At 69.9% G+C, this 23,453-nt stretch carries 16 protein-coding genes and 2 pseudogenes; 10 read left to right on the top strand and 8 right to left on the bottom strand.

From position 1 onward, the window contains the following. Positions 1-48: 48 nt before the first annotated feature. Entirely contained in the window at positions 49-438 is a 390-nt protein-coding gene (locus OHA11_RS48145; RefSeq protein ID WP_266509140.1) for a hypothetical protein, read from the bottom strand. Positions 439-693: 255 nt separating this feature from the next. On the opposite strand from OHA11_RS48145, the gene OHA11_RS48140 reads away from it, so the two are divergent. The 3 genes from OHA11_RS48140 to OHA11_RS48130 all read left to right on the top strand — a co-directional run bounded on the left by OHA11_RS48140 (position 694) and on the right by OHA11_RS48130 (position 3,715). Further along, a complete protein-coding gene (locus tag OHA11_RS48140; protein ID WP_266509137.1) occupies positions 694-837 on the top strand; it encodes a hypothetical protein in 144 nt (47 codons plus the stop codon). Between the two features lie 214 nt (positions 838-1,051). Beyond that, entirely contained in the window at positions 1,052-3,154 is a 2,103-nt protein-coding gene (locus tag OHA11_RS48135) for a helix-turn-helix domain-containing protein (RefSeq protein ID WP_266509134.1), read from the top strand. Positions 3,155-3,160: 6 nt separating this feature from the next. Beyond that, entirely contained in the window at positions 3,161-3,715 is a 555-nt protein-coding gene (locus OHA11_RS48130; protein ID WP_266509131.1) for an XRE family transcriptional regulator, read from the top strand. A gap of 91 nt (positions 3,716-3,806) precedes the next feature. On the opposite strand, the gene OHA11_RS48125 is transcribed toward OHA11_RS48130, so the two are convergent. Both OHA11_RS48125 and OHA11_RS48120 read right to left on the bottom strand, forming a co-directional pair. Beyond that, positions 3,807-5,366 carry a Helicase associated domain protein gene (locus OHA11_RS48125; protein ID WP_266509215.1) on the bottom strand — a complete coding sequence of 520 codons (1,560 nt, stop codon included), beginning with the start codon at positions 5,364-5,366 and terminating at the stop codon, positions 3,807-3,809. A 123-nt stretch (positions 5,367-5,489) separates the two neighbouring features. Beyond that, the gene (locus tag OHA11_RS48120) at positions 5,490-6,551 is read right to left on the bottom strand and encodes a hypothetical protein (RefSeq protein WP_266509128.1); all 1,062 of its coding nucleotides are present in this window, start codon (positions 6,549-6,551) and stop codon (positions 5,490-5,492) included. Positions 6,552-6,731: 180 nt separating this feature from the next. Here OHA11_RS48120 and OHA11_RS48115 point away from each other — a divergent pair, with 180 nt between their 5' ends. The 6 genes from OHA11_RS48115 to OHA11_RS48090 all read left to right on the top strand — a co-directional run bounded on the left by OHA11_RS48115 (position 6,732) and on the right by OHA11_RS48090 (position 14,697). Then, a complete protein-coding gene (locus OHA11_RS48115; RefSeq protein ID WP_266509126.1) occupies positions 6,732-6,995 on the top strand; it encodes a helix-turn-helix transcriptional regulator in 264 nt (87 codons plus the stop codon). Between the two features lie 169 nt (positions 6,996-7,164). Continuing rightward, positions 7,165-8,028: a DUF6083 domain-containing protein gene (locus tag OHA11_RS48110; RefSeq protein ID WP_266509123.1), complete on the top strand. Its 864-nt coding sequence runs from the start codon at positions 7,165-7,167 to the stop codon at positions 8,026-8,028. Then, a complete protein-coding gene (locus OHA11_RS48105) occupies positions 8,025-8,507 on the top strand; it encodes a hypothetical protein (protein ID WP_266509121.1) in 483 nt (160 codons plus the stop codon). The genes OHA11_RS48110 and OHA11_RS48105 overlap by 4 nt, the downstream gene beginning before the upstream one ends. Further along, positions 8,504-10,051, top strand: coding sequence for a UvrD-helicase domain-containing protein (locus OHA11_RS48100; RefSeq protein WP_266509118.1), 1,548 nt, complete (start codon positions 8,504-8,506; stop codon positions 10,049-10,051). Before OHA11_RS48105 ends, OHA11_RS48100 begins: the two co-directional genes overlap by 4 nt. A gap of 369 nt (positions 10,052-10,420) precedes the next feature. Further along, a complete protein-coding gene (locus tag OHA11_RS48095) occupies positions 10,421-11,440 on the top strand; it encodes an NACHT domain-containing NTPase (protein WP_266509115.1) in 1,020 nt (339 codons plus the stop codon). An 83-nt stretch (positions 11,441-11,523) separates the two neighbouring features. Further along, positions 11,524-14,697: a hypothetical protein gene (locus OHA11_RS48090; RefSeq protein WP_266509112.1), complete on the top strand. Its 3,174-nt coding sequence runs from the start codon at positions 11,524-11,526 to the stop codon at positions 14,695-14,697. 409 nt (positions 14,698-15,106) lie between these two features. On the opposite strand, the pseudogene OHA11_RS48085 reads toward OHA11_RS48090, so the two are convergent. Continuing rightward, a pseudogene (locus OHA11_RS48085) lies at positions 15,107-15,649 on the bottom strand (PP2C family protein-serine/threonine phosphatase); the annotation flags it as partial. Positions 15,650-15,826: 177 nt separating this feature from the next. On the opposite strand from OHA11_RS48085, the gene OHA11_RS48080 reads away from it, so the two are divergent. Then, a complete protein-coding gene (locus OHA11_RS48080; protein WP_266509109.1) occupies positions 15,827-16,204 on the top strand; it encodes a hypothetical protein in 378 nt (125 codons plus the stop codon). 65 nt (positions 16,205-16,269) lie between these two features. Here the strand turns inward: OHA11_RS48080 and OHA11_RS48075 are convergent. The 4 genes and pseudogenes from OHA11_RS48075 to OHA11_RS48060 form a co-directional block, all read right to left on the bottom strand. After that, positions 16,270-16,383: pseudogene (locus OHA11_RS48075) on the bottom strand (serine/threonine-protein phosphatase); the annotation flags it as partial. 105 nt (positions 16,384-16,488) lie between these two features. Then, complete coding sequence (locus OHA11_RS48070; protein ID WP_266509106.1) at positions 16,489-16,731, bottom strand: hypothetical protein; 243 nt, start codon at positions 16,729-16,731, stop codon at positions 16,489-16,491. A 61-nt stretch (positions 16,732-16,792) separates the two neighbouring features. Further along, a complete protein-coding gene (locus OHA11_RS48065; protein ID WP_266509103.1) occupies positions 16,793-20,095 on the bottom strand; it encodes a hypothetical protein in 3,303 nt (1,100 codons plus the stop codon). Between the two features lie 360 nt (positions 20,096-20,455). Further along, the gene (locus OHA11_RS48060; protein ID WP_266509100.1) at positions 20,456-22,903 is read right to left on the bottom strand and encodes a DEAD/DEAH box helicase; all 2,448 of its coding nucleotides are present in this window, start codon (positions 22,901-22,903) and stop codon (positions 20,456-20,458) included. Between the last annotated feature and the right edge of the window lie 550 nt (positions 22,904-23,453).

Raw genomic sequence — 23,453 nt, 5'->3', positions numbered from 1 at the left:
CCGCGGACCCGGTGGGGGTGCGGTAGCGTACGGGTGACCACACTCGCTTCATCTGCGTCGATCGCGCACAGCACCGTGAATGATCATGAGGTAGTGGGCGGACCACGCACCGTAGCCGGGGTCGCACACGGTCTTGCGCCAGCCTCCCGGCGCGTCATTGCGGGTACGGACGCCGCCGGGTGCGCCGCAGAACTCGCAGGGACGCACCGACTCCGCCTCTGCCGCAGCTGCTGCGCCACGCAGCGCGGAACGGTCGGCCCCCTCGGCCTCCACCTGAACTCGCAGCCCGCCGAGCTTCTCCTTGAGGCCGGTGAGCACATAACCGGGGGCAAGCGTGCACAACTGCTGGTGCAGGCGGGTCAGGAGCTCCTGCCAGCCCGGCCCCACCGCATGGGCGCGGGCAGGGATCTGCACCGCCACCGCGCTCTGTTCGTCCATCCCGCCATCGTCCTGCACTTCGCCGGGGACCAAGCCTGGGGCACACCCCGTGGGGATGCCTCCCGTCGCAAAACGAGAGGGCTTCCCGCTATGCCGGGCTGGCGTCGCGATGGACCAACCCCGGGCCGTAGAACGTTGGTGGCCCGGAAGGCGCCCAGCGCGTCGAGTAGCTGAGGACGGCGCTGCGCGTGCAGGAGATGGCCCGCGCGAGGAAGGAGGGCCTCGCGCGAGCTGTCGCGGCCACCCTCTACGTCAGTGAGCGCACCGCCCACCGCGCTTCGGCAGGCCCCGGAACTGGGGCTGGGGCCGGCGGACCCGCCGATGGCGGCCACTGCCACCGGCAAGGAGCCCGCGGCCGCAGCGGAACCGCCGGGCCTGCCGCCGATGCTGTGGCGATGATCGCGGCTACAGCGTGGTCCGAAAGGCCGGCGGCGGCGACCGTGCCGCGCCCGCGAAGGCGATCAAACCTCGCCGAGAACTGCAGGCTTCGTCGAGAGGGGACACGGAGTGTCCGGACGCCGGTGCAACGTCCTCAACTCCACACACTCGATGTGTGTTTGACGTGCGATCTGATGTGCGTTTCATGTAAGGTTGGGGGTGGAGGTGGCTCTTGATGTCCGACGAGCAGAACGGGCTCTTCGCATCGGTCGATGCCCTGCTGGAGCAGGCGGCGGCACCGGATGCCCTGCCGGTCCCCGCCGAACGCAAACGGCTGCGCGAGGCCGCAGGCTTGAGCCAGGACCAGGTCGCGAAGGCGCTGGATGTGCGACGCGAGACGGTGACCGGCTGGGAGGCGGGCCGTACTGAGCCACGCCCTCCCGCGCGAGCCGCCTATATCCGTCTCCTCGACGGCCTGGCTGACCGCTTCCCCGCTCCCCAGCCGCCCTCCGACTCGGCGCTAGGACCTCGTACCGGCCCATCCGTCATCTCGCAGCCGCATGCGCCCGCATCGCCCGTCCTGCCCGCGGTAAGCCCGGCGACCCCGGTCCGGGCGGTGAGCGCGCGCCCGCCGGTGGCCAGGAAGACAGCGGCCACGCCTGCAGCGGACGCGCGCTTCGCCCACGGGCCGCTCGCCGTCGTGGACGGTGACAGCGCGGCCTACTGCGCGGATGGCCTGGTGCTCGACTGCCCGCTCACCGACCTTCCGGCACTGGTCAACTGGGCACTGGGCGAGGCGAAGCTGGGTGCTGCGCGCCTGCACCGCTCGGGCAAGGACGCTGACCCGCTGATCGTGCTGACCGCCTCCGCCGTTCAACGCCTTGGTCTGCCGACCGTGTTGGAGGACCGGCGCGGCCTGCGCCTGCCCGACGACCACCCAGTAATCAAACAACTCACCACGTCTCGGTGGAAGTTGACGAAGCGGGGCTTCGGCCCGTGGGCGAGGGTCTACCGCACGGCCGACGGTGCGCGCCGCCAGTGCGTGCAGTTCGCCGTCGTGCCCTGGGGCGCCCTCGACACCCGTTCTTGGGGGACGGCCGACCAGCAGGAGCCGGCCGAACTCGCCCGCCTGCTGGGCACCTACGCCACCCGCGTGCTCACCCCCTGCGGCTCCACCGCCGTCACCGGACTGGAACTGATGACCGCGCTGCGCCCGCCCACCCGCGCAGTGAAGGACCCGGCCACCGGCAGCTGGGTTTCCGGCCCGATGCCCGGCTCGCTGACCGAACCGGTCCAGTGCGCCCCGCCCGAGGCCCCCGACGGGCATCCGGCCGTCGCCGCCCTGTATCCCCGCTTCCACCAGCGCACCCCCGACCAGGTGCTGGACGAGGAGGCCTACCAGTGGGCGAGGCCGCTGACGGACGAGGAATGCATGAAGCCCTACGTCGTCGGCATTGACGTCAACATGGCCTTCGCCGCGGCCGCCAACCGGCTGACCGTCGGCCTGTCCGCCCCCGTCCACGTCCACCGCCCGGTCTTCGACGCGAAACTGCCCGGCTCGTGGCTGGTCGACCTCTCCCACATCCGCCTCGACGAGCGACTGCCCAGCCCGTTCACCCCCCACGGCGAGCCACCCCAGGGCCCGGCCTGGTACGCGACCCCCACCGTTGCCTACGCCGTCGAACTCGGCTACTCCGTCACCCCTCTTGAGGCCTACCTGCGCTACGAACACGGCCCCTACCTGGACGCCTGGTACACCCGGCTACGGGACGCCTACGTCGCCACGATGGCCGACCTCGGCGTCACCCCGGGCATGCCCGAGACGCAGTTCCTGGACGCGATGGCCGGCTACCAGCAGACCGATCCCGTCCTTGCCGCGGTGCTCAGCGCCGTCAAGGCCACCGTCAAGGGCGGTATCGGCAAACTGCGCGAGCGGGCCCGCAGCGGCGGATGGCGCCCGGGCGAGCCCTGGCCCGCCCTCGCCCGCCCGACCTGGCGCCCCGACATCCGCGCCGCCGTCATCGCCAGCGCCCGCGTCAACATGCATCGCAAGATGCTCAAGCTCGCCCACCACGCCAGCCTGTACCCGGTCGCGATCCTCTCCGACTGTGCCGTCTACGCCTCCGACGGCCCCAGCCCCCTCGACTTCCTGCCCCATCAGGACGGCAAGCCGCTGCCCGGAAGCTTCCGGCTCGGCGTTTCACCCGGGATGGTCAAGCACGAGGGCACCCAGAACGTGCTGTGGGCCGAGGGCTTGCTCGAGGAATACGGCCCGGATGTGAACATCGCCCGGCACATCAAGACCGGCATCGTCTCCGGCCAGGACGAAGGGGAGTAGGCACCGATGGGCATCCTCGCCGACAGCCTCGACAAGGCCGACGCCGCACACTTCACCCGCCCCCTGCCGAAGTCGGCTCAGAAGCAGATGCAGTACCTGGTCAAGCAGACCAAGGGCACCCAGGCCGCAGCCGACCTGCTCGGCGTCACCCAGCGCACCGTCGAGCGCTACCTCACCGGACAGTTCAAGCAGCCCCGCCGCGACCTCGCGGAACGGCTCGCCGGCGAGGTCCGCAAACGGTGGCAGCCCCGGGTGCGCGAGAGGGCAAAAAAGCAGGCCGCCACGACCGGCGGCATCGTCATCGACACCCGGGCACGCTTCGGGTTCACCGCAGCCCCAGGCACCACCGACGACCCGCGGCTGCGGCCCATCACTCAAGGTCTGCCGCCCGCCTACGCCGCACGGCTCTTCGACGCACATGCCGCCGGAGCCGCCGAGCAACAGCTCCAGGAAATCGTGGCCGAAGGACTCCAGGAGATCTACTTCAAGGACCGCAGCCGACGCGCGCACGGACTGCTGGTGGACTTCACCGACATCGACTACCTCGACGTCGACTACTGACCGGGGCGGTGCTCCTTCCGCGCGCTCCGGCATCTGCGCCTGAGTGCTCGAGCAACTGGGCGTAGCCGGCCGGTACGCCCCGCTGGCCGGCTCAGGGGAGTTCCTCCCCGTACCGGGCGAGCAGTGCGCGGAGCGCGTTGGCCCTGGCGTCGTCGCGCCCCTGCAGGCGGTTTTTCTGGTTGCGCTTCCATCGGGCGAGCGTCTTCTCCTGCTCGTTGCCGAGGCTCAGGCTCGGCCGTAGGTGGCCGTGGTCTGTGGCGAAGTCCGTGAGCTGCTGGAACATCGCCTCCCACTGATCGCCGCGCTGGTCCCATGTCCATCCCGCCAGGGCCTCCAGGTCCGCCTTCTGCGACTCCAGGAGCCTGCCACGGTTGGTGCGCCAGGAATTCAGCCAGACTCCGATGGGGTGGCCGTTCCACTCTTCGCGTTGCTTGATGGAGGCGACGGGCCGGCCGGTGGTGGTGACGAATTGCTGCATCACCTGAACCTTCGCCGTGTGGCTGTCGCCGAAGGGAGTCCAGGACCAACCGGGTATCTCCTGCACGGCCTTGAGCTGGTCGTCCGGCAGGTCGCGGCCGTGCGCGACCAGGTCTTCGCGTCGGCTGCGGAGGTTGTTCGCCCACACGGTGGCCTCGCGGCTCGGCATTGCGTTCTCGCGCTCGTCCGGATCCGTGGCCTCGGCACGCTGAAGGTAGGCACGGTATCGGGACCAGAAGCCGGCTTCGTGCGCGGTGCCGCTGGACCAGGTGGGGATGGTGGCCAGCCGCTCGGCCCGATCCGGCCGCAGGCGTCCCTGGCGCTGCAAGCTCCTCTGCTTGCGGCTCCATCTGTCCAGACTCCGGCCGTCGACAGCCACATCATCGGTGGGGTAGCAGTGGCCGGCATCGGCGGCATAGGCCACCAGGGCCTCGAACATGGAGTCCCAGGCATCGTTGTGCGCCGTGTACTCGATCTTCAGCGCCTGCTCGCCGATCCGTTCGCGGATCCATTCACGCGCCGTCGCGGCACCTTGCGGAGCGCCAAGGGCCCGGTAGCGCTCGGCTGCAGCGGTATCGACCAGGCCGAGCTGCGCCAGGTGGTCGAGGACGTCGGCTGCGGCCTCCTCGGGCTCGGCGACGAAGCCGACCACGACGTCATAGGCGCTGTCGAGGAGGCTGAGGGGGTCCTCACGGATACGCACCACGGTCCAGCCGGCGGAGCGCAGCCGCTGGGACTTCATACTGTCCTTGCGCCGTGAGTCGACGGTCCCGTGGAAGTAGGAGCCGTCGAACTCCAGGACGAGACGCAGGCTGTCGGCCTCGACGACCATGTCGACATGCTCGACGCGGGTGGTACGTATGGCGCCACGGCTGGGGTCGATGGGAAGGACGGTGCTGAGTTCCGCCTTCAGGCGCAGCTCCTGCGCGGATGTTTTGACCAGTCGGCAGTCCGGGCAGCCAGTGCCATAGCGCTTGCGGAAGCCTCCCGTGCGGTTGCCCACGACGGCTTCCCACCCGTCGTGATCGTCAGGGAAGTTCGGGCAGCGCCACCAGACCTTCCGGCTGGCTCCTACCGTGAGTTCATCCGCCGTGATTCCCGACTTCTCGGCGTCCAGTGTTGCGGCCAAGTCCGGCTTCACCGTCGACAACCGGTTCTTGTCCGTGATCTGCACGCTGGCCAACGCCCTTTGCCCCTCCGCACGAGCGGTCTCTTTGCGGGCCGCACCGCGGCCACCATATGTGCTGCCCTTGACGAGGGGCGGCGCGATCTTCCTGTCCTCTGCCCGGAGCCGGACTCAACATCGCGGTGCCTGGTGGCGGCGGGGCCGTACCGCAGGGCGGGCTCGTGCAGGCTGGGGCAGGTGCCAAAGCGCCTCGTCGGTCTCCCGGTTATGGTGCCAGGCTCCCAGCGTGCGGGTGGTCACCAGCCGGTCGAGAAGCTCTCCGGTCTGCTGCGGGTTGTGCCCGCACAGGCGGGCGAGGACGTCCATATCGGCGCTGTGTTCGGCATCGACGGACGTGTGTGCGGCCAGCACCAGAGCGGTCAGCCGCAGGGCGGGCGGCGCGGCCGGCAAGGCCAACGGGGCGGGGCGCAGCGCCCAGTGGGCGGCGCGGCAGCGGGCACGGCGACCGGGCGCCTGGTCCAGGACCGCGGCATCGAGCAGTCGCACCTGCACGGGTACCGACCTGACGGCCGGCGGCTCCAGCCAGCCGGCGTGGGCCAGCTCCTGCCACAGCTCCCGGTGCCCGCCCAGGCGCATGCCGCGCAGCAGACCCGTCGGCAGCCGGGCATGCCCGCGGCTGTTGGTGCGCAGGGCACATTGCAGGCCCAGCAGCCGGGAGGCGGGGGAGGTGAACCGGGGCAGCGCGGCGCCGAGGTAGGTGAGCATCTCCCGCACCCGCAGCCGCTGGTCGGACTCCACCCGGAGCCCGACCAGCGGCTGCGGCGGCGCGCAGGTAGAGGGAAGCGGCCGGGGAGAGTTGACCAGCGTGTCCGGCACCACGGCGGTATGGCTGGTCGCCGCCGCGCAGGCCGCGCAGGTGTCGGCCAGTCGCCAGTTGCGGCCGCTGGGGTCGCGGGTGAGGGCCAGCAGCACCGGCCCGCCGCATCCCCGGCGACGCGGATGCCACAAACAGCCCTGCACCCGGCACTGGCAGCTGCGCAGATACGCCGGCAGTGCGTCGGCGCGGGCGTGGCAGGCCAGATGCGCCAGGGCGGCGGACCGCGCGGAGGAGGCCGTAAGGGGAGAGGTGTGGGCGGTGCAGGAGGGGCAGACGAGCGTGGGGCCGCCCGCCCGCGGACGCAGCTCCACTGTCCAGATGCGCCGCACTGCGGCATGCGCGCCACCGAGCCTCATGGGCTGGTCGTCCTCCTGTCCGTTCGCGCCGTGGCGGGGGCTCACCGTGACAGGCCCCCCGAGACGGACGCACCGTAGTGCAGTTTCCCGCACTGCGAAGCTCGCTTCACCCGCTCCGCCCCGGCGAAAGTGCAGAAACCCGCACTGACGGGGCAGGGGTCTGCACCGTCGGATGGTGGGGTGACGATCTTGCCGCCCGACCCCGACCTCACTGCGCTGCGCGTTGTGCTCGCGCGCCTGCGGGCCGAGCGCGGCTGGACCTTCGACGAACTCGCCGACCATAGCGGTCTGGCCCGGCGCACCCTCATCGACCTCGAACACGGCCGCACCACCGGCAGTGTTACCACCTGGCACGCCCTCGCCCACACCTTCGATGTGCCCATCGAGCACTTCCTGGGCACCCTGTGCGAGGACCACACTCCGCCTGGCGCGGCCCGTTCCTGAGCCCTCACTCCGTCCCGGCGTGCACCACGTCATGAATCACCCGATCAGGCATCAGGCATAGAACAACCATCCGCAATAACGCTCATGCGTGCGGGATCGTTGGGCTGGCCGTGCGAAATCCCTCCGACACGTTGCTCGCGCCTGCGTGTCGCCTGGCACGGTCCCTGACATGTGCCCCACTCCAGCCCCCGCCAGCCGCCACTGGGACGGCAGCCTCCGCGTCACCCGACACCCCCGCCCCCTGCGGGTGACCGCCACCAGCCCCAGCCGCCTGCTGCGCGCCGGCCAACACAGCCGCTGCCGTCACTGCGGCAACCGCATCGACCTCTACCCGCGTACCGACCAGCGGCCCATCGCCCTGCACCCCGCCGAACTGACCGCCGCCCACGTCCCCGAATCGTGTCGCTGGCACCTGAGCGGCGGCATGGCCCACCCGCACGGCGACGGCAGCGTCTGGTGCCGCATCCCGCACGCCGTGCTCTGCCCGCGCCGCACCCCCACCTGCCGGATGAGCCCCTGCCTCGAGGCGGCCCGCCGCCAACTCGCCGTCCGTACCCGCCGTCTGACCGACACCGGCGCCTTCACCCCTGCCCCACCCCCCGGCGGCAGCGCACCCGGCGCCGACACCGACGGACCTGACCGTCCCGTCGTGCAGATGCTGCTGTGCCGCTACGTTGCCGAGCGTCCCGTCCGGGGACTGCGCTGCGTGGCCCAGACCCGCCACCGCCACCGCTGCACGAATCCGGTCCTTGCCCCCACCGGCCCGGCCGGGACCTGGAGACTGCTGCCCACCGGCCCCCAGCGAGGCCAACTCACCCTGCCCGACACCCTGATGGCTGTCTACGACCTGGGCCACCTCCCCTACAGCGAGCAACTACGCTGGCGCGCCCAGCACTGCCCCGCACACGCCGCCGCCCCCGGCGTCGCCGACCTCGCCCTGGCCGGATGGCAGCCCTTCGACCCCCTCCTGCACGCGGTGCACATCCACCCCCGCCTGGCCCACCCCCGGGCCCGCCGGCACGGCAGGGGATGACGATGCCGCATCACGCCCTGGAAATCATGCTCACCCACCCCCTGTCCCCGGCGGCCCTGCTCCGCGCCGCCCGCGTGCTGCCGCTCGCCGCCAACCACGACGCCACCCGTCTGATGGCCCTCGTACCTGCCAAGACCCCCCACCGGGCAGCCCGCCGTCTACGCCACCGGCTCGGCGCACGGCTGCCGATCGACGTGATCACCACGCACTACCCGGACGCAGACCACAGGGTGCTGCTCAATGTCGCCTTCCCGCCGACCACGCACGCCGTCCTCAAGGCCGCCGCCCGCCGTGCGCAGCAGACCCCGGAGCGCTTCGTGGAACTGGCCCTGCACCGGGCCCTGGCCGAGCACGCCGACCAGGAGACCGACCGCCTCGACCGGGCGGTAGGCCAGCTGCTGGCCCACACCACCCCCGCCTACCTGCTGTCCGCCGTCGGGCGCGCGCTCACCCGGCTTCCCGAAAGGCCCACGCCATGAAACCGACCGACGAACAGGCGGCAGCAGCCGACGCCTTCCAATCCGGAAACCACCTCGCCCTGCAGGCAGGCGCCGGCACCGGGAAGACCACCACCCTCGCCCTCCTCGCCCGCACCACCTCCCGCCGCGGCCGCTACCTCGCCTTCAACCGGGCCATCGCCCAGGACGCCGGCGCACGTTTCCCGGCAACCGTGCAGTGCAAGACCGCCCACTCCCTCGCCTACGCCGCCGTCGGCCACCGCTACACCCGCCGCCTGAGTGCCCCCCGCCGCCCGGCCTGGCAGACCGGACAGGCCCTCGGCATCACCAAGCCGATCCGCATCGGCGAATGCGATCTCTCGCCAAAGGCCCTCTCCAACGCCACGCTGCGCACCGTGGCCAGCTTCTGCCACACAGCCGATGAGACGATCACCCGCCGCCACGTACCCCGCCTGCGGGGCCTGGAGGACAAGGACCTGCACACCCAACTCGCCCGGTACGTGGTGTCGTTCGCCCGCAAGGCCTGGTCCGATCTGCAACACCCCGAGGAGGGCGCGGTCCGCTTCGACCACGATCACTACCTGAAGATCTGGGCTCTCACCGGGCCCAGGATCGACGCCGACTTCCTCCTGCTGGACGAAGCCCAGGACACCAACCCCGTCGTCGAGCAGATCTTCCTCGACCAGCGTAGTCACGCCCAGCTGGTGATGGTCGGCGACTCCGCCCAGGCCATCTATCAGTGGCGGGGCGCCAAGGACATCATGACCGGCTTCGACGGCACCCAGCTTGCCCTGTCGCAGTCCTTCCGCTTCGGCCCGCTGCTGGCCGAAGAGGCCAACCGCTGGCTGCACATCGCCAGCGCTCCGATCCGCCTCAGCGGAACCCAGACGGTGCCCACCGAACTCGGCCCCCTCACCCGGCCCGACGCGGTGCTGTGCCGCACCAACGTCGGCGCCATGGCCCAGGCGATGGACCTGCTGGCCGCCGGACACCGAGTGGGATTGGCCGGGGGAGGAGACAGCCTGCGCGCTCTGGCCCAGGCCGCCCGTGACCTCAAAGAAGGCCGCCGCACCACCCACCCCGAACTGCTCCTGTTCCCCTCCTGGGGCGAGCTGCAGGACTACGCCGCCCACGACCCGGCCGGACGCGACCTGCAGCCGTTCGTCGACCTGGTCGACACCCACGGCACAGACGCCATCCTGGCCGCGGTCAACCAACTCGTCCCCGAACAGCAGGCCGAAGTAACCGTCTCCACCGCCCACAAGGCCAAGGGACGCGAATGGGCCAGAGTGAAAATCGCCGACGACTTCACTCCGCCCAAAGACAGCGACCAACAGGACGCCACCGGCCGCCCGGTGCCCGGTCCCATCGACGACGGCGAGGCCCGCCTCGCCTACGTCGCCGTCACCCGGACCCGCCACCGGCTCGACATCGGCGGCCTGTCCTGGATTCATGACCACCCGGACGGATCCCCCGGGGCATCCGTCCGGATCGAGCCGCGTGCGTATCCCGCCCCCGCGGATGCGGCGGAACGAGCACCAGCCACGTCTGCCGCGCCCGGGTAGGCCCTGCGTCGCACCGGGGTGACGAGCGCTGGGCAGGCACGTCGCGATGTCGGTATCTGTGGACAAGGCCCGACGGACGCAGCGGGCGTCCCGCCTCCGCCGGGCGCTGGCCGCACAGATGAAGGGAGCAGCCGCAGGCGAGCCCAGTGCCCGTACTGGGCGTCGGAAAGGTCCGGCCCGGCCAGTGCTTGCTCGTCCCCGGTCGCCACGGCGGGCACTGCGGTAGGTTCGGGTGTTCTTCCGAAGGAGCACCGCGTGCATCTGGAGCGATTCTGCGTTCCCGTCGGTGAGGCTCTGCCTCTCGACTCCGACGGCTTCCTGCAGGAGCCGACCGCATGGAACCAGCTGGCCCGCGAGACGCCCTCTCTCGTGACGGTGACGCAGGCCTGCGCTCGATCGGCTGTTCTGCTCGGTGAAGCCGGCATCGGCAAGTCATACGCCCTGGCCGCAGTTCTTGACCCGAAGCAGACCTTCTTGGCTTGGGAGACAGAGGCGAGGGTCGATCTCGGTCAGGTACGCACCTGGGAAGATCTGGCCAGGAAGGCCCGGCCCGTTCTGGAGCGGCTCACCATCCTCCCGCTCCCGGCGGCGAACAGGCTCCAAAACGACGAACAGACGCCGCGGTTCCTCCTGGTCCTGGACGGGGTTGATGAGTGCCAGGCGACGAACAAGGAAATCGCGGGCTGGTTCACCGACCTGGCCGCCACCTACGACTGCCGCCCCCTGCACGTACTGATCGCCTGCCGCAGCATGGCCTACACCGACGCTCTGCGGCAGGCCGCCGCCCGCGCGTTCGCCATCACCGACAGCGACACCTACACCCTGGCGCCTCTGCGGAGATCTGACCTGATCACCGCAGCAAGCGGCCGGAACCTCTCTCCCGACCGGTTCCTGCACGCCGTCACCACCTCCGGTGCCCAGGCACTCGCCCGCACACCACTGACGCTCAAGCTGCTGCTGGACACCTTCGCCGCCGATGATGCCCTGCCGGCCAGCCGCAATGCCCTGTACGGATTCGCCCTCCCACGCGCAGTCATGAACCAAGGCAAAGACCGCGATCCGGCTGAGCTCGCAGGCACTCAGGAACAGCGATTCGCCACGGCGGCTCGCCTCGCCTGCTACTGCCTGCTCACCGGGGCTGAAGCGTCACCACCCTCCGCCCGGACCATACAGACCGCAATCTGCTGCCCCTGGACGCCTTCCTCGACGCAGAAGAAGGCGCCCCGTCCGGGCAGTTCGTCATCGAACGGCCCATCCTGGAAAGCGTCCTGCACAGCCCGCTGTTCGCCAGCCGGGGCCACGCAGCCGCAGGCCCCGCCCACGCCTCCATCGCTTCCTATCTCACGGCCCGCTACCTCGCCGATCACCAGCTCGGCCGCGAGCAACTAAAGGGACTTCTCGTACACCGCGGCGAGATCGGCGAGGCGGGCATCCCCGGCGACCTCCATGAACTGGCCGCCTGGCTTGTCGCCTTGCGCCCCGATCTCGGTCCCTGGCTGATCCGAACCGACCCGGAAGCCATCGCGTCCTACAGCTCCTACATCGACGATGCCCACTGCCGGAAACTGATCGTCGACGGCCTGCTCCGCCAGAGCCGGCAGCACACTTCCCGCAATGGCCCCTGGTGGCGTACTGGCCGCCTTCAACACCCCGATCTCATCCAGCAGTTGCGCAAAGCGCTCCCCGATGCCACGACCCGCTCCCGGCCCGGGGACACCCAGGAACTGGAGCTGGTCCTGGCTCTGATCGCAGACAACGAGGCAGTCGAGCTCCTGCCCGACGTGGCAGCCGTCGCGCTCGACTCACAACAGTCGCACCTCCTGCGCCGTCTCGCGGCGCAGATCACCGTCGGCCTCGACCGCGATGCCGCAGCAGGACTGCTGAAGCCGATCTTGACCGAACTGGCCCAGCACCCCGACCACGACCCCCTCGACGGTCTGCGCGGCACCGTCCTCGAAGCGTGCCGACCCAAGCTCGCCACGGCGGAACTCCTTGCGGCCCTGACACCCCCACACGCTGAATACAGCCTCTACACCCGCTTCTGCCGCGGCCTGCCGACCAGCCTCGGTCCCGACGAGATCACACCGTTCTTGTCCTGGGCCGCCGGCCAGCTCACCCCCGCCGATTCACCCTGGAGCGCATGCGCCGACACCGAGACCATGGTGCAGGCACTCCTCGACCGTGCCCTGGCCGGCCCCGCAGCCGAGAACCACATCCCCGACGTGGCCGCGCTGCTGCGCCCATACCTGCGCACCTATCCCCGGCTTGCCGTTCCCGCGCCCTTGCGCGCGCCGGTGAATGACCCCGACAACCTTCAAGCCCGACGATTGCGGCGCCTGTTGGTCCAGCAGCTCATTACCCTCGCGGCAGACACCGAGGACGCCCTCCTCCTCGCAGAGGGCTGGGACTCCAATCCGCCGTCCCGCACCATGGCCCGGCCTGACGCGGGCCTCCCGGCCGGTGCGGAACGAGAGGAACGAAGCAGCCTGCTCGACGCGGCTGATCTTGCCTGGCTGGTCGAGCTTGAGCACGCCCTCAGTGACGCCAAGGCCCCTCATGCCCTGCCCGCTCTGCAATACGTGTGGTCCCTCACGCGAATGACGGATGCCGGGCAGGACATCGCCTGGGCCACCCGAGGCACCAGAGTCTGGGACCAGGCATTCGCCGTCTGGTTCGCCGCCGTACCCACCGAGGGCGAGAGCGCCGACCGGCTCAGGGCCAGAGAAACCAGGCAGCGGGAGCCCAGGCAATGGGAGGGCCGTGCCGAGTACGCCGAATACACTCCGATCCTCCTTGCCCGAGCAGAAGCGGGTGACACCGACAGCTTCGTTGGCCTCTGCCGCAACCTGCTCCACGACCCGGAGACCGGCACCCTCACCGCCATCTCCACCGACCTGCTCACCACCCCCGGCACATCGGTCCTGCCCGCCGATCACACTCCCCGCCTACGCGCAGCAGCGCAACACTTCGTCACGGAAAGCCAGCCGACGGACGACGACTGGATCGGCACAACCAACCTTCCCTGGCGGCCCTGGGCTGCCGTCCTCGCCTTCACCCTCCTCCTCGACGACCCGGCGGCACTGTCTGCCCTTGCCCCCGCCCAATGGCGCGCCTGGGCACCTACGCTCGTGGCATTTCCCATGGAAGCCACCGGCGCCGCAGGCAGAGCCGGCCGCCAACGCCTGCTGGAGACAGCTCTGCCGCATGCCCCGCAGGAACTGCAGACCACACTCGAAACCCTGGCCCGCGCTTCCTATGCGGCAGAACGAACCTTCCCCGAACTCCAGTTGGCCGCCAGCATCAGGACCCCAGCACTCGAAGACCAGCTCATGCGGCTGCTGACGGAACTCACGGAGCAGGCACACCGCAACGCCCCCGACCTAGCCACCGGACCCGACGGCCACGCCGTCCTCGCCGCACTGCTGTCCTGGCTGCTGCAGCACGCCTCCCCCACGACCCGGCGACAGGCACTGGACCAGTTCGGCATGCCTCTGCGCGAGCCCCGCCCCACGCAGGACGCCCGCCTCGACGCCGCATACCTGAGTGTCTTCCTCGTCGACGTACCCGAGGAGATCTGGCCGACCGCAGAGCACCGCCTGCGAAGCGACCACACCGTTCTGGACGCCGTCACCCAGCGAATTCTGCACCCCCGCAGCACAGCGCCCTGGGTCATCGCCCTGCCCACCCCGGCCGTTGCCGACCTCGCCCGCATCCTCCTCACCCGCTATCTCCCCACCGACACGTCCGACGGCCCATCACCTGCCCACGGACCAGGATGCCGTGACGCAGTACTCGCCCACCTCGCCTCCCGGGGAACGGCCGAGGCCGTCACCCGTCTGCGCACCCTCCGCGATGCCTGGCCGCAGGCAGGCATCCTGCGCCCTTTGGTGAGGGAAGCCGAGCACACACACCGGGAGATCTCCTGGATCCGCCCCATGGCCGCCGAACTCACCGAGCTGATCCGCAACCCCAATGGACGGCTGATCAAGGATGGAACCGACCTGCTGGACCTGGTCGTCGCGCTCCTGAACACCGTCCAGCACGAACTCACCACGGGCACGCTCCCTGCAACGATCCTGTGGAACGAGACAAGCCTGGAAACCCGCCCGGACGGCACGCAGGGTAAGCAACGGCTGCGCTTCGCCAAGGACGAGAACCTCATCTCCGACTACCTCGCCCACACCCTCAGGCGCGACCTCACCCAGGGCGGCATCCTCATCAACCGCGAGGTCCAGGTCAACCGCAACACCAAAGGCGCCGGCGACCGCATCGACCTCCTCCTCCAAGCCCCCGCCGCATCAGATCCTGCACGCGCCCCACGCCTGCCCCAGACTCTCCTTGCCCAGGTAGCCATCGAGGTCAAAGGCAACTGGCACGATCACCTCAAAACCGCCATGGAAACCCAGCTCGTCGACGACTACCTGCCCACACTCGGCACCCGCCAAGGCCTCTACCTCATCGCCTACTTCCCCCGAGACCAGTGGACGGATCCAGAGCGCAAGCGCCCTCCCGCCTCACAGACACTGGCCACCTTGCAGGCCACCTACAACAGCCAAGCCATCCAACTCAGCGAGAGAAGAAGCCTCGACGTCCGGGCCATCGTGCTGGACTGCAGCATCCCCACCCCGGCCCAACGCAACGCCTGACCACCGGCTTTCGCCCTGCCACATGCATTGACGACGTCCTCACCACTACGTGAGGCACGCAGGCCGCGAGGACGGGACCGTGGGATGTGATTGTCCTCCCGGCCAGGTGGGTACCGCTTGGCGCGACAGCCACCAGCACTGTGTCCACTGGCCAGCGACCGCGCCTCAGTCGATCGATCCAGCGGCCAGAGCCCCGTCGTGACCGGCGAGAACGCGGCCGAAGCGGCCGACGATCCTCTGCCCCCGCAGGACCGGCTTCGCCAGAGTTTCGCCCCCAGTGATCGTCAGGCGACAGGATCGGCGCCTTGCGCTCCCCTTGGGCTCGGATCTCAACGTGAGATTCGTGAGCTGTGACACGGAACGCCTCCTCACACGAGGCCAAGGCTGCACTCATAGCCCCGCCCGCGACACCGCGCCACTCGATCACGAAAAGGGTGGCGTCGTCGCTGGACGGCCGCCCCGTTTGCTCTTCAGCACGTGGGAGAGCAGGCGCAGGCCCGCCCTCACTCCCTGGGAGGGTTCCTGGCCCAAGCGGTTGACGCAGTGGATGAGCCGTTCCTCGCCGAACAGGTCCCTGCCGTCGAGGTGTTGCTCGATGATGCCGTCGGTGTAGCACAGCACGCGGTCGCCCGGCTGGAGTGTGTGCTCTTTGATCCGGGGCTCCTCACCGCCGAAGCCGACGGGCAGTGTCGTCGCGCTTTCCAGCTGGCGCACGACCTGGCCGTCGCGGATCAGTAGGGGCGCGGGGTGGCCGGCGTTGACCAGCTCCATCTCGCCGGTGGCGATGTTGATGTGCATCAGTTGCGCTGTGACGAGGTGGTCGGGTCCGAACTGCCGGGAGATGGCGTCGTTTGAACACACGCCGGGCGTGCCGGTAGGCGCCGACGGCCACGGTCGCCATGGTGGCGGAGTCCAGGTCGTGGCCCATCGCGTCCAGATTCATCACCACATCACGGGGAGCCGGGAAGCGCGAAGAGAAGATCCGCGAATAGTCCGGGCATGCAGAAAACAGTCCGGCCTTCCGGGGCTATATTCGCAAGGCTGACAGGTGGACAGACGCCGCATCGGAGGACATCGGGCTGTGAGAGAACCTTGGGTACGCCGCGGTTACGACCAGACGCGCCTTTGGATGCGGATGCCATTCGGCGCCACCAATCGAGCATGGCTGCACGACGAGCTGGGCGATCGTATCCGTCCCGAGTGGAACAACACGGTGCGCCCCGGCCGGTGGGAGATAGCGAAGCCGCACCTGAGGATGCTCACGACAGCTCTCGCCAACCGGTTCGGAGAGGTACACGTCTACCTTGAGTTCTCCACGACAGAGCGATGCGACCGCAACTGCCAGACAGCAGCCGGTGACGACTGCACCTGCTCCTGCCGTGGCGAACACCACGGCGGCGGAACCTACTGGATGGACTGGCAACTCGTCGGCGAGGACACTCTCATCGGCCCGGTCGGTCGCGTGGAACGGCACTACATCGTGAGGCGCGGCGACGCCGGCCTGTAGGCCGGCGCCGCCGCGCGGTGGTCAGAGAAAGGTGCTTCTCGGGTTACCGTCGATGCAGGCGCGGTGGCCACCTCCTCCGCGATCAGCGGGGCGATCAGCTGCGGCGGCAGATGCCGTGCCCGTTCCAGCAGCAGGCCCAGCAGCCGCTCGCCGAACTCCTCCGACCGGTCCTCCCAAATCTCCTCGCTGGCGTACGGCTGGCAGGTGGGACGTCGGCACCCATGAGCACAGTGTGGCGGTCCGCCGCCACCAGCGCAGACAGACTCCCTGCGCCGCGGGCGGCCCTACTCCAGGCGGGCCTGGCCAGAACCTTCCCCGCCGGCTTCGTGAGTGGCCACGGCGGGTTCATGGTCGAGCCAGTACTGGCACACGGTCCAGCGGATGCGAGGGCTGCCCGCATCGCGGAGGAAGACCTCGGCGACGAGGTCCCGGGCGCAGCTCCTGGTTCCGTGTGCGCTGCATACGGTGCCGTCGCGTTGCGGCTGCGGGGCGCTCCACCGCACGATCTGCATGATGTGCGACTTCATGCCCGACACCGTAGCCGGGCTCGGTCCGTGCCGGACGGCCAGTCCGCCTGCGCTCGGGCGGTCATGGGCCGGGCGGAGGGTCCTTGTAGGCCGCCTCGATCGCACCGGCATTGATCAGCGCGAGCCGCAGCTGTTCATGCTCGGCTGTGCCCTGCGCAGTGCTCTGGGCAAAGAGCCGGGCCGCATGTCGCTGGATCTCCTGCCGGTCGAAGGAGTCCACTTGGGCACCGAGCATGGCCGCGGCGATCAGCAGGGCATCGGCCGAGTCGGGGTGGCGCGCTGCCCGTTCGGCGATCGCGTAGGGCGCCTCCAGATCCGGCTGACGGACCACGGTGAGGGCGGTCAACTCCAGCCATGCGGCATCGTCGAGATGGTCGGCGTAGGCGAACCTGCCCGCGCCGGTCAAAGCAGCGGGCCCCAACCGGGCCTCGAGCGCGGAGCGCCACAGCGCTGCCGCGCGCTCGGTCCATGGGCTTGCTTGATCACAGCGAATCACAGCCTGGGCGAGATGGGACAGCAGCTCGGAGACCGCCTGCAACCCGCCGTCCCGCGCGGCGAGCTCGGCCAGCAAGGCCGGGGCCGGGCCCAGCACCTCGGAGCCGTCGAGGAACGACAGGATGATCTTACCGAGGACAGGGGCGCTGTCCGGGCCGGCCGCCGCTTGCAGTAGCGCCGTACGATCCAGGCACGCCAAGACGCTGGCGTGCGGCCGCGGCTGATGCAGCCAGGTAGCGGCGGGCCGCCAGGGGGCGTCGAGTGCGTAGAGCGGCTCGGCGTGCTCCTCGACCCACGCCGCATCGACGTCCGCCAGCTGGCCCAGACACATGCCGATGACGGCCAGGGCCTGGTCGTCGGGCTCGTCCGCCAGCAGGCGGGCCAGCACACCGCGGGTTGGGTCGGGCAGAGCCTGGCCGGTGCGGTGAGCCTGCTGGAGGGCCCAGGCGATCAGCGAAATCAGCGCCGTCCCGCCCGGCTGGTCGAGGGCCGTCCACAGCGGCTGCGGGGTGTCCGTACGAGGCCGTGTCCAACCGGTGACCAGGTCCTGAAGCCACTCGACGGCGCCCGCTGCGTCCCCCGACGCCATATCCAGCAGCAGGCCGCTCTCCCACGCCCGGTGCAGCAAGTTGCAGATCACCCGCCGCAACTGCTCCGTGCCCGGGCCGTCCTGTCCGGCTGCCGGACGGGCGGCGAAAGCGGCCAGGGCGATCGCAGCGACTTCGTTCTGGCTGAGTCTTTCTTCACGGGCGGCCCGGTGCAGGGAGTTGAAGTAAGCGGCCAGCACGATCGGGGCGCCGGCCGCGGCCTCCGCCACACCGTCCGGGTCGCGGGCCCACAGCTGCGGATCCTGGGACACCAGGTCACCGAGCAGACCGGCGCGAGCACCCTCGGCGTCGACGTCGCTGCGCGCGACGGGCGCGGCGACCAGCTGGCCGGCCGCCGCGGCGGGCCCGTCCTCCGCCGCCCGGGCGGCGAACACGTCCGCGGCCAGACCGCCGTGCCTCTCGACCCAGGACGTGACCTGCAGGCGCGGGACGGGACGCGCGGGCGCGGGCCGCCCCGTCAAGCCGGTGAGCATCTCCAGCATCGGCCCCCACGGCTCAAGCACCTGCGGGGCAAGAACCGCCGACAGGTCCCAGACGGTCCGCCAAGCAGGCGGCAGCGGCTCGGACGCCGTTTCGTAGGCGTTCTTCCATGCAGAGATCTCCGGCGCGGACGGTGCCTCTCCCAGGCCCTGGGCCAACACACTGTGCAAATCGGCACGGTGCTCGTCGGGACAGGCGTCCTCGAGCAGGGCGAGGAAGTCCGCGACATCCGCACGCGCAGATCCGGCAGCCGCCAGCCGGCTCGCCAGCGGCAGGGCCCGCACCCACCAGGCTGCGGACGAGACCGGATCGGCCCGGTCGTCGTCATACGACTCCAAAAGGACGACGGCGCGCAGCCGGTTGGCCGCAGCACCGGCTGGCAACTTGCTGTCCAGTACCCGCCAGCGCTCCGACAGCGGGACCCCGAGCCGGGCGTCCTGCCGGGCCAGGTCGAGCACGGCCCGCATCAGGGCGAACAGCACGTCGCGCGGCGGATCGGCGAAGGAAATCTCCCGCAGGTCATTGACCATGCTGATCCGCCACGTGTCGGCCTCCGCCAGAGGCACGGCGAGCACAGATGCCAGCGCGGACCGAATAATGACCCCCAACCGGTCCCTGGCCGGACGCAGTTGGCCCCCCGGATGGGCTGTGTGGGTCAGCGCCCGTGCCAGCTGTGCCGCCTCCCAGGACTCCTCGGTGCCGAAGGACGGCGTGCGCAACACCTCCTCGACGACGGAGACCCACTGCCCGTTGCGGTCGGACATCGGGACGTCCCGAGCCCAGAAACTGATCCGCAGCAGCACATGGCGATCCTGCTGTTCCCTGGCGATCTGCTGCAGCAGTGCACATGCCGTCATGCCGGCCCCGGCCACCAGACTCACCGTGGTGCCGACCGCGCCTGGGCCGCGCTTCTCGATCGCGGCGAGATGCTGCTGAACCCACCCGCACATCTGCGGTGCGTCGGCATCCAGCAGCCGCCGCAGATAGGGCAGGGCCGGCCAGCGGGAGGTCTCCGGCAGCAGTCGCTCCAGCGGCAGCAGGTCAAGCCAGCGCCGGCTCACGGCCGCACGGAAGAAGTAGCTGCCAGCGCGCGGATCCGACATCGACGCGACCTCGGCAGCATCCTCCCGCAAGGGCTGCTCACTGAGCGCCAGTTGCCTCAGCCGTTCGGCACGCTCCGGCAGCCCCAAAAAGAGCTGCTCGAAGGCGGCCACCACGCCCTCGAACCGCTCGCGGGACTGTTCTGGCGTGGCGCCCGAACCGTGCACGACGCCGGAGGTGTCCCGGTAGAACCGGGTCCAGGAGTTGCGCACGGCCTCCACCTCGGCCAGGCCCATCTCCTGCCGCGTCAGTTCCTGCACCAGGTGCCCGATCTGGCGGATACGCCGCCCGCCCGGATTGGCCTCCTCCGCGCGCAGTGCATCGACCGCAGCAGCAAGTTCATCCAGCAGCCCTTGCGGGACGGAGCCGTCGGCACGGCAGGCTTCGACGGCGGACTTGGCTGCATCCGTGACCGCGGCCCTGGCTGCCTCGATGCCCTCGATGTCCTTCGGCGCCAGGTTGAGGATGCTGTCGATCGCGCCCCGGCAGCAGGACTGGGCGACCTCGTACGGAGCGTTCCACCGGGCGGGATCGGACAGGACCGCCGCCGCATCCCGCAGGAGGTTCAACGCCCGCTCACCGTGTGGCCCTTGAGCGGTCAGCACCATGGATAGTTCGGCGGAGATGGTGAAACCCGCGGGGCTGGCCGCGCCGCCCGCCGAGTCGTTCACGACAGTCACCTGGCCACCGTAGCGGCCCTGGTCGCGGCAACAGCCCCGTCCAGCGGGCGGAACCCTGCGCCAGCGTCTCTCGGCACCCCAGCCGCGGGACGAAGCCATGGCGCTCGCGTCGGACAAGCTGCTGCAGCCCGCCAGCGAGGCTCATCGTGTCGCTGATGCGCAACTTGATGCCGGTGGTCTGGCGGCTTGGGAATGATCCATGTATCCGACAGGGCCAGGGACATTGCTGTACCGCTCGCATGCGGATGGCCCGCCCTCAGCTTGGGCGGGCTGACACATTCGGTTAGTGAGGGCGACGGGCCGTACGCCGACGGAAGTGGACAACGGCCGCGCACGTCGGCGGCCCTTGCACCCGATTCTTCAAGCCCACTTCATTCCGACGGCACTGAGCTCTTGCACGCGCTTAGGCGCCAGACGCTGCTTGCGCACCCGGCAGTTGGCGATGAACACTCCCAGCGCACGGTCGTCGCCGTCTACGGTTTCCACGTGCTGGCGAGGGACGTTCAGGTGTCCTTCCCGCTGGTGGTACTGGCGGGCAGCAGCGAGGTTATCGGCCCACATCTGCGCCCGTGTCCGACCCACGGTCCTCTGCCTGCCTGACGCAGACCCTGCCTGAGACTGCTCCCGGTCCGGCGTCAGGTGGAGCACCTCTGCGAGCAGCCACTGCTGCGCGGGCATCAAGCCGTCCCACACGGCCGCGGTGTGCTGGGCGCCGACCCACCGTCCGAGGTCCTCACCCTGGACGACGAGCTTCCCGGGTACAGCGGGCAGCTCCCCACCGCCGTTGACATGGGTGCGGGCGAGGTGGAAGCACCGCTGCCAGGCGATGTCCCAGACCGGGCACCACGCGGGATCGATCTTCTCCAGTTCCCGCCACCGCCGCGCACTGTTGGTCTTCCCCGATGTCCGGCCCCCGTCAGGCTTGTTCTGCGCCGTTCGTTCTCGTCGCGCGGCGGCGCGCTGGTCACGCAGCCAGATCCCCACGGGATAACCCTGCCAGGTTGCCTCGGTAGGGGCGAGGAGGTGCCCGTGTTCCCCTGCCCAGCCGCGCGCGGCGGCCAGACCCTCGGAGAAGGCCACCTCGAGATGGGACCACACCATCCCGGCCGCATCCAGCTCCGTCACCCGTTCCTCGGCCAGGCTGCCCTGACGGTAGGCGACGCGCTGCTTGGCGATCCACACCCCCAGCGCGAAAGCATCGGGAGCGGTATACCCATAGGGGACCCGCAGGTGCCCGTGATCGGCGGCGTAAGCGATCGCGGCCCGCAGGCCCCGCCGCCAGTACTCGCCCTCGGGCCGCAGCACGCGCGCCCTGATGAACGCCGCCAACTGCACCGGATCCCGGGCCGTGGAGAACCGCAGGAGCCCCTGCGCCGCCCCGCTGACCACCCCACCCGCCGTCCCGCCCGCAGCCGAGACAGCCTGCCGACTGGGGGACTGGGGGACGGCGAGCTGCTCGACAGCCTCGGCGTCGTGCGCCCGCAGCGCGGTCAGCACCTTCACCAGATGCGTGTACGACCGTGAGGCCAGCATCTCGTCCGGCTCCTCACCCGGCTCCAGGAACACCGGAACCACCAGCGAGGCCACTTTGCCCTCCCCGGGCTGCATCCGCAGCGCCCGGCCCACCGCCTGCACCACATCGGGCGTCGAGCCCCGCGCATCCACGAACACCACCGCATCACACGCTGCGGTATCGACCCCCTCGCCGAGCACACGCGCCGACGACAGCACACACAACTCCATCACGGCATCCTGGACCACCCCCGCGGAAAAAGTCTCCAGCACCTGCCGCCGGTGTATCGCCCGATGCTCCCCGCACAGCCAGTCCGCCCACACCGCATCCGGCTCCGCGAACGATCCCGCATCGGCCTCCCACAGCGCCGCCGCCACCTGCCCCAGCCCGCCGGCGAAAGCCTCCGCCTCACTCGTACGGTGATGAAACGTCAACACCCGCCGCAGCCGATGCTCCGCAGCAGTCTTCAAAACCGCCGTCTGCAAGGCGGCCAACCGCACCCCCCGCACCTCATCCGTGAACGCCTCCGCACCCACCAACCGCACCGCCGACAACTGCGGATCAGCAATATCCACGCAGACCACCTGGTACTGCGCGATCAGCCCCCGCTCGATCGCCTCCGACATCGTCAGCCGGTACACCACCGGCCCGAAGATCTCCTCATCGTCCATCGACGCCACCAGCCGCTCCGCCCCATCGGCCACCCCCTCCAGCCCAGCTACCTCCCACAACCGCGGAGTCGCCGTCATATACAACCGCCGCACCGCCGGCAGCCGCCGATCGTCATGCACCACAGCCCACGGCTTCCCCAACACCCCCGCCGTCCGGTGCGCCTCATCCACCACCATCAGATCCCAACGCCCCGCACCGGCAGCATGAGCACGCTCCAGCACACCCAGACCCGCCGCCGCATACGTGGCGAACACCATCACCCGGCCCCCACCCGCAAGCCACCCCGCCAACTCACCCGCATCCGTAGTGCACCGCACCCCCACAGCAGCCTTCTCCCGCTCAGAGCAGACCCCGAACAACCGGCCACCACGCCCACCAGCACGCCATACACCCACCATCTGACCCAGCAGATCGATAGTGGGCACCAGAACCAACACCCGTTCGGCACGCAGCCCCTGCGCCGCATAGACCGCGATCAGGCTCTTGCCGGCCCCGGGAGGCGCAATCACCTGCGCACGCACCGCCGCGTCCGCGAGCTCTCCGCTCACCGAAGACCCGAGCGCGCGGACCACGGCGTCAACTGCCTCGACCTGATGAGGACGGAGCCGCTGCTTCCTCGGCATGAGATCCCGCCTTTCGATCTACGGGGGCAGTGAGCCCTCAAGGTAGAGTCTCTACAGAGAAATTATGATGCAAGACCTCAAGATACGAGGCCATCACACGCTTACAATCGAGCGTGCCTCATACATGACAGCCCCTGCACCTGAACCCCGAAGACCCCCATCCCGCCACCAGCAGTATGGGACAATAGACCCTCAAAAGTGACGGGCAGTCAGGAATTCGTGATGGCGTGTCAAGTGGCCCAGGAAGGAAAGGAGACAGACATTGCAAGTGCCGTTTCTGCAGCCAGCCAGCCAGGCTCGCGGTAGCGAGCCTTTTAGCAGGCTCGAAGAGCCTGCTAAAAGCAGGGGAGCGAAGCGGACCTGCGTCGAGGCGCGAAGCAGCTCGACCGGCGGCTTGCCGCCGGAACAGGACCGCAACGCGGGCCTGCTACGTGTCAGTTGAAGCGAAGCGGAAACTGACAGGCGTGGCAAGCCACGCCTGCGCCCGCGGAGCGGGCGCTCAGCCGGCGCAACGCGTAGCAGCTTTCGCTGTCCAGCGCGCAGCGCTGGG

The organism is Streptomyces sp. NBC_00878 (assembly GCF_026341515.1).
Lineage (GTDB): Bacteria > Actinomycetota > Actinomycetes > Streptomycetales > Streptomycetaceae > Streptomyces.
Note: the sequence above shows the minus strand (reverse complement) of the source record. Positions and strands in the feature narration are given on the sequence as shown.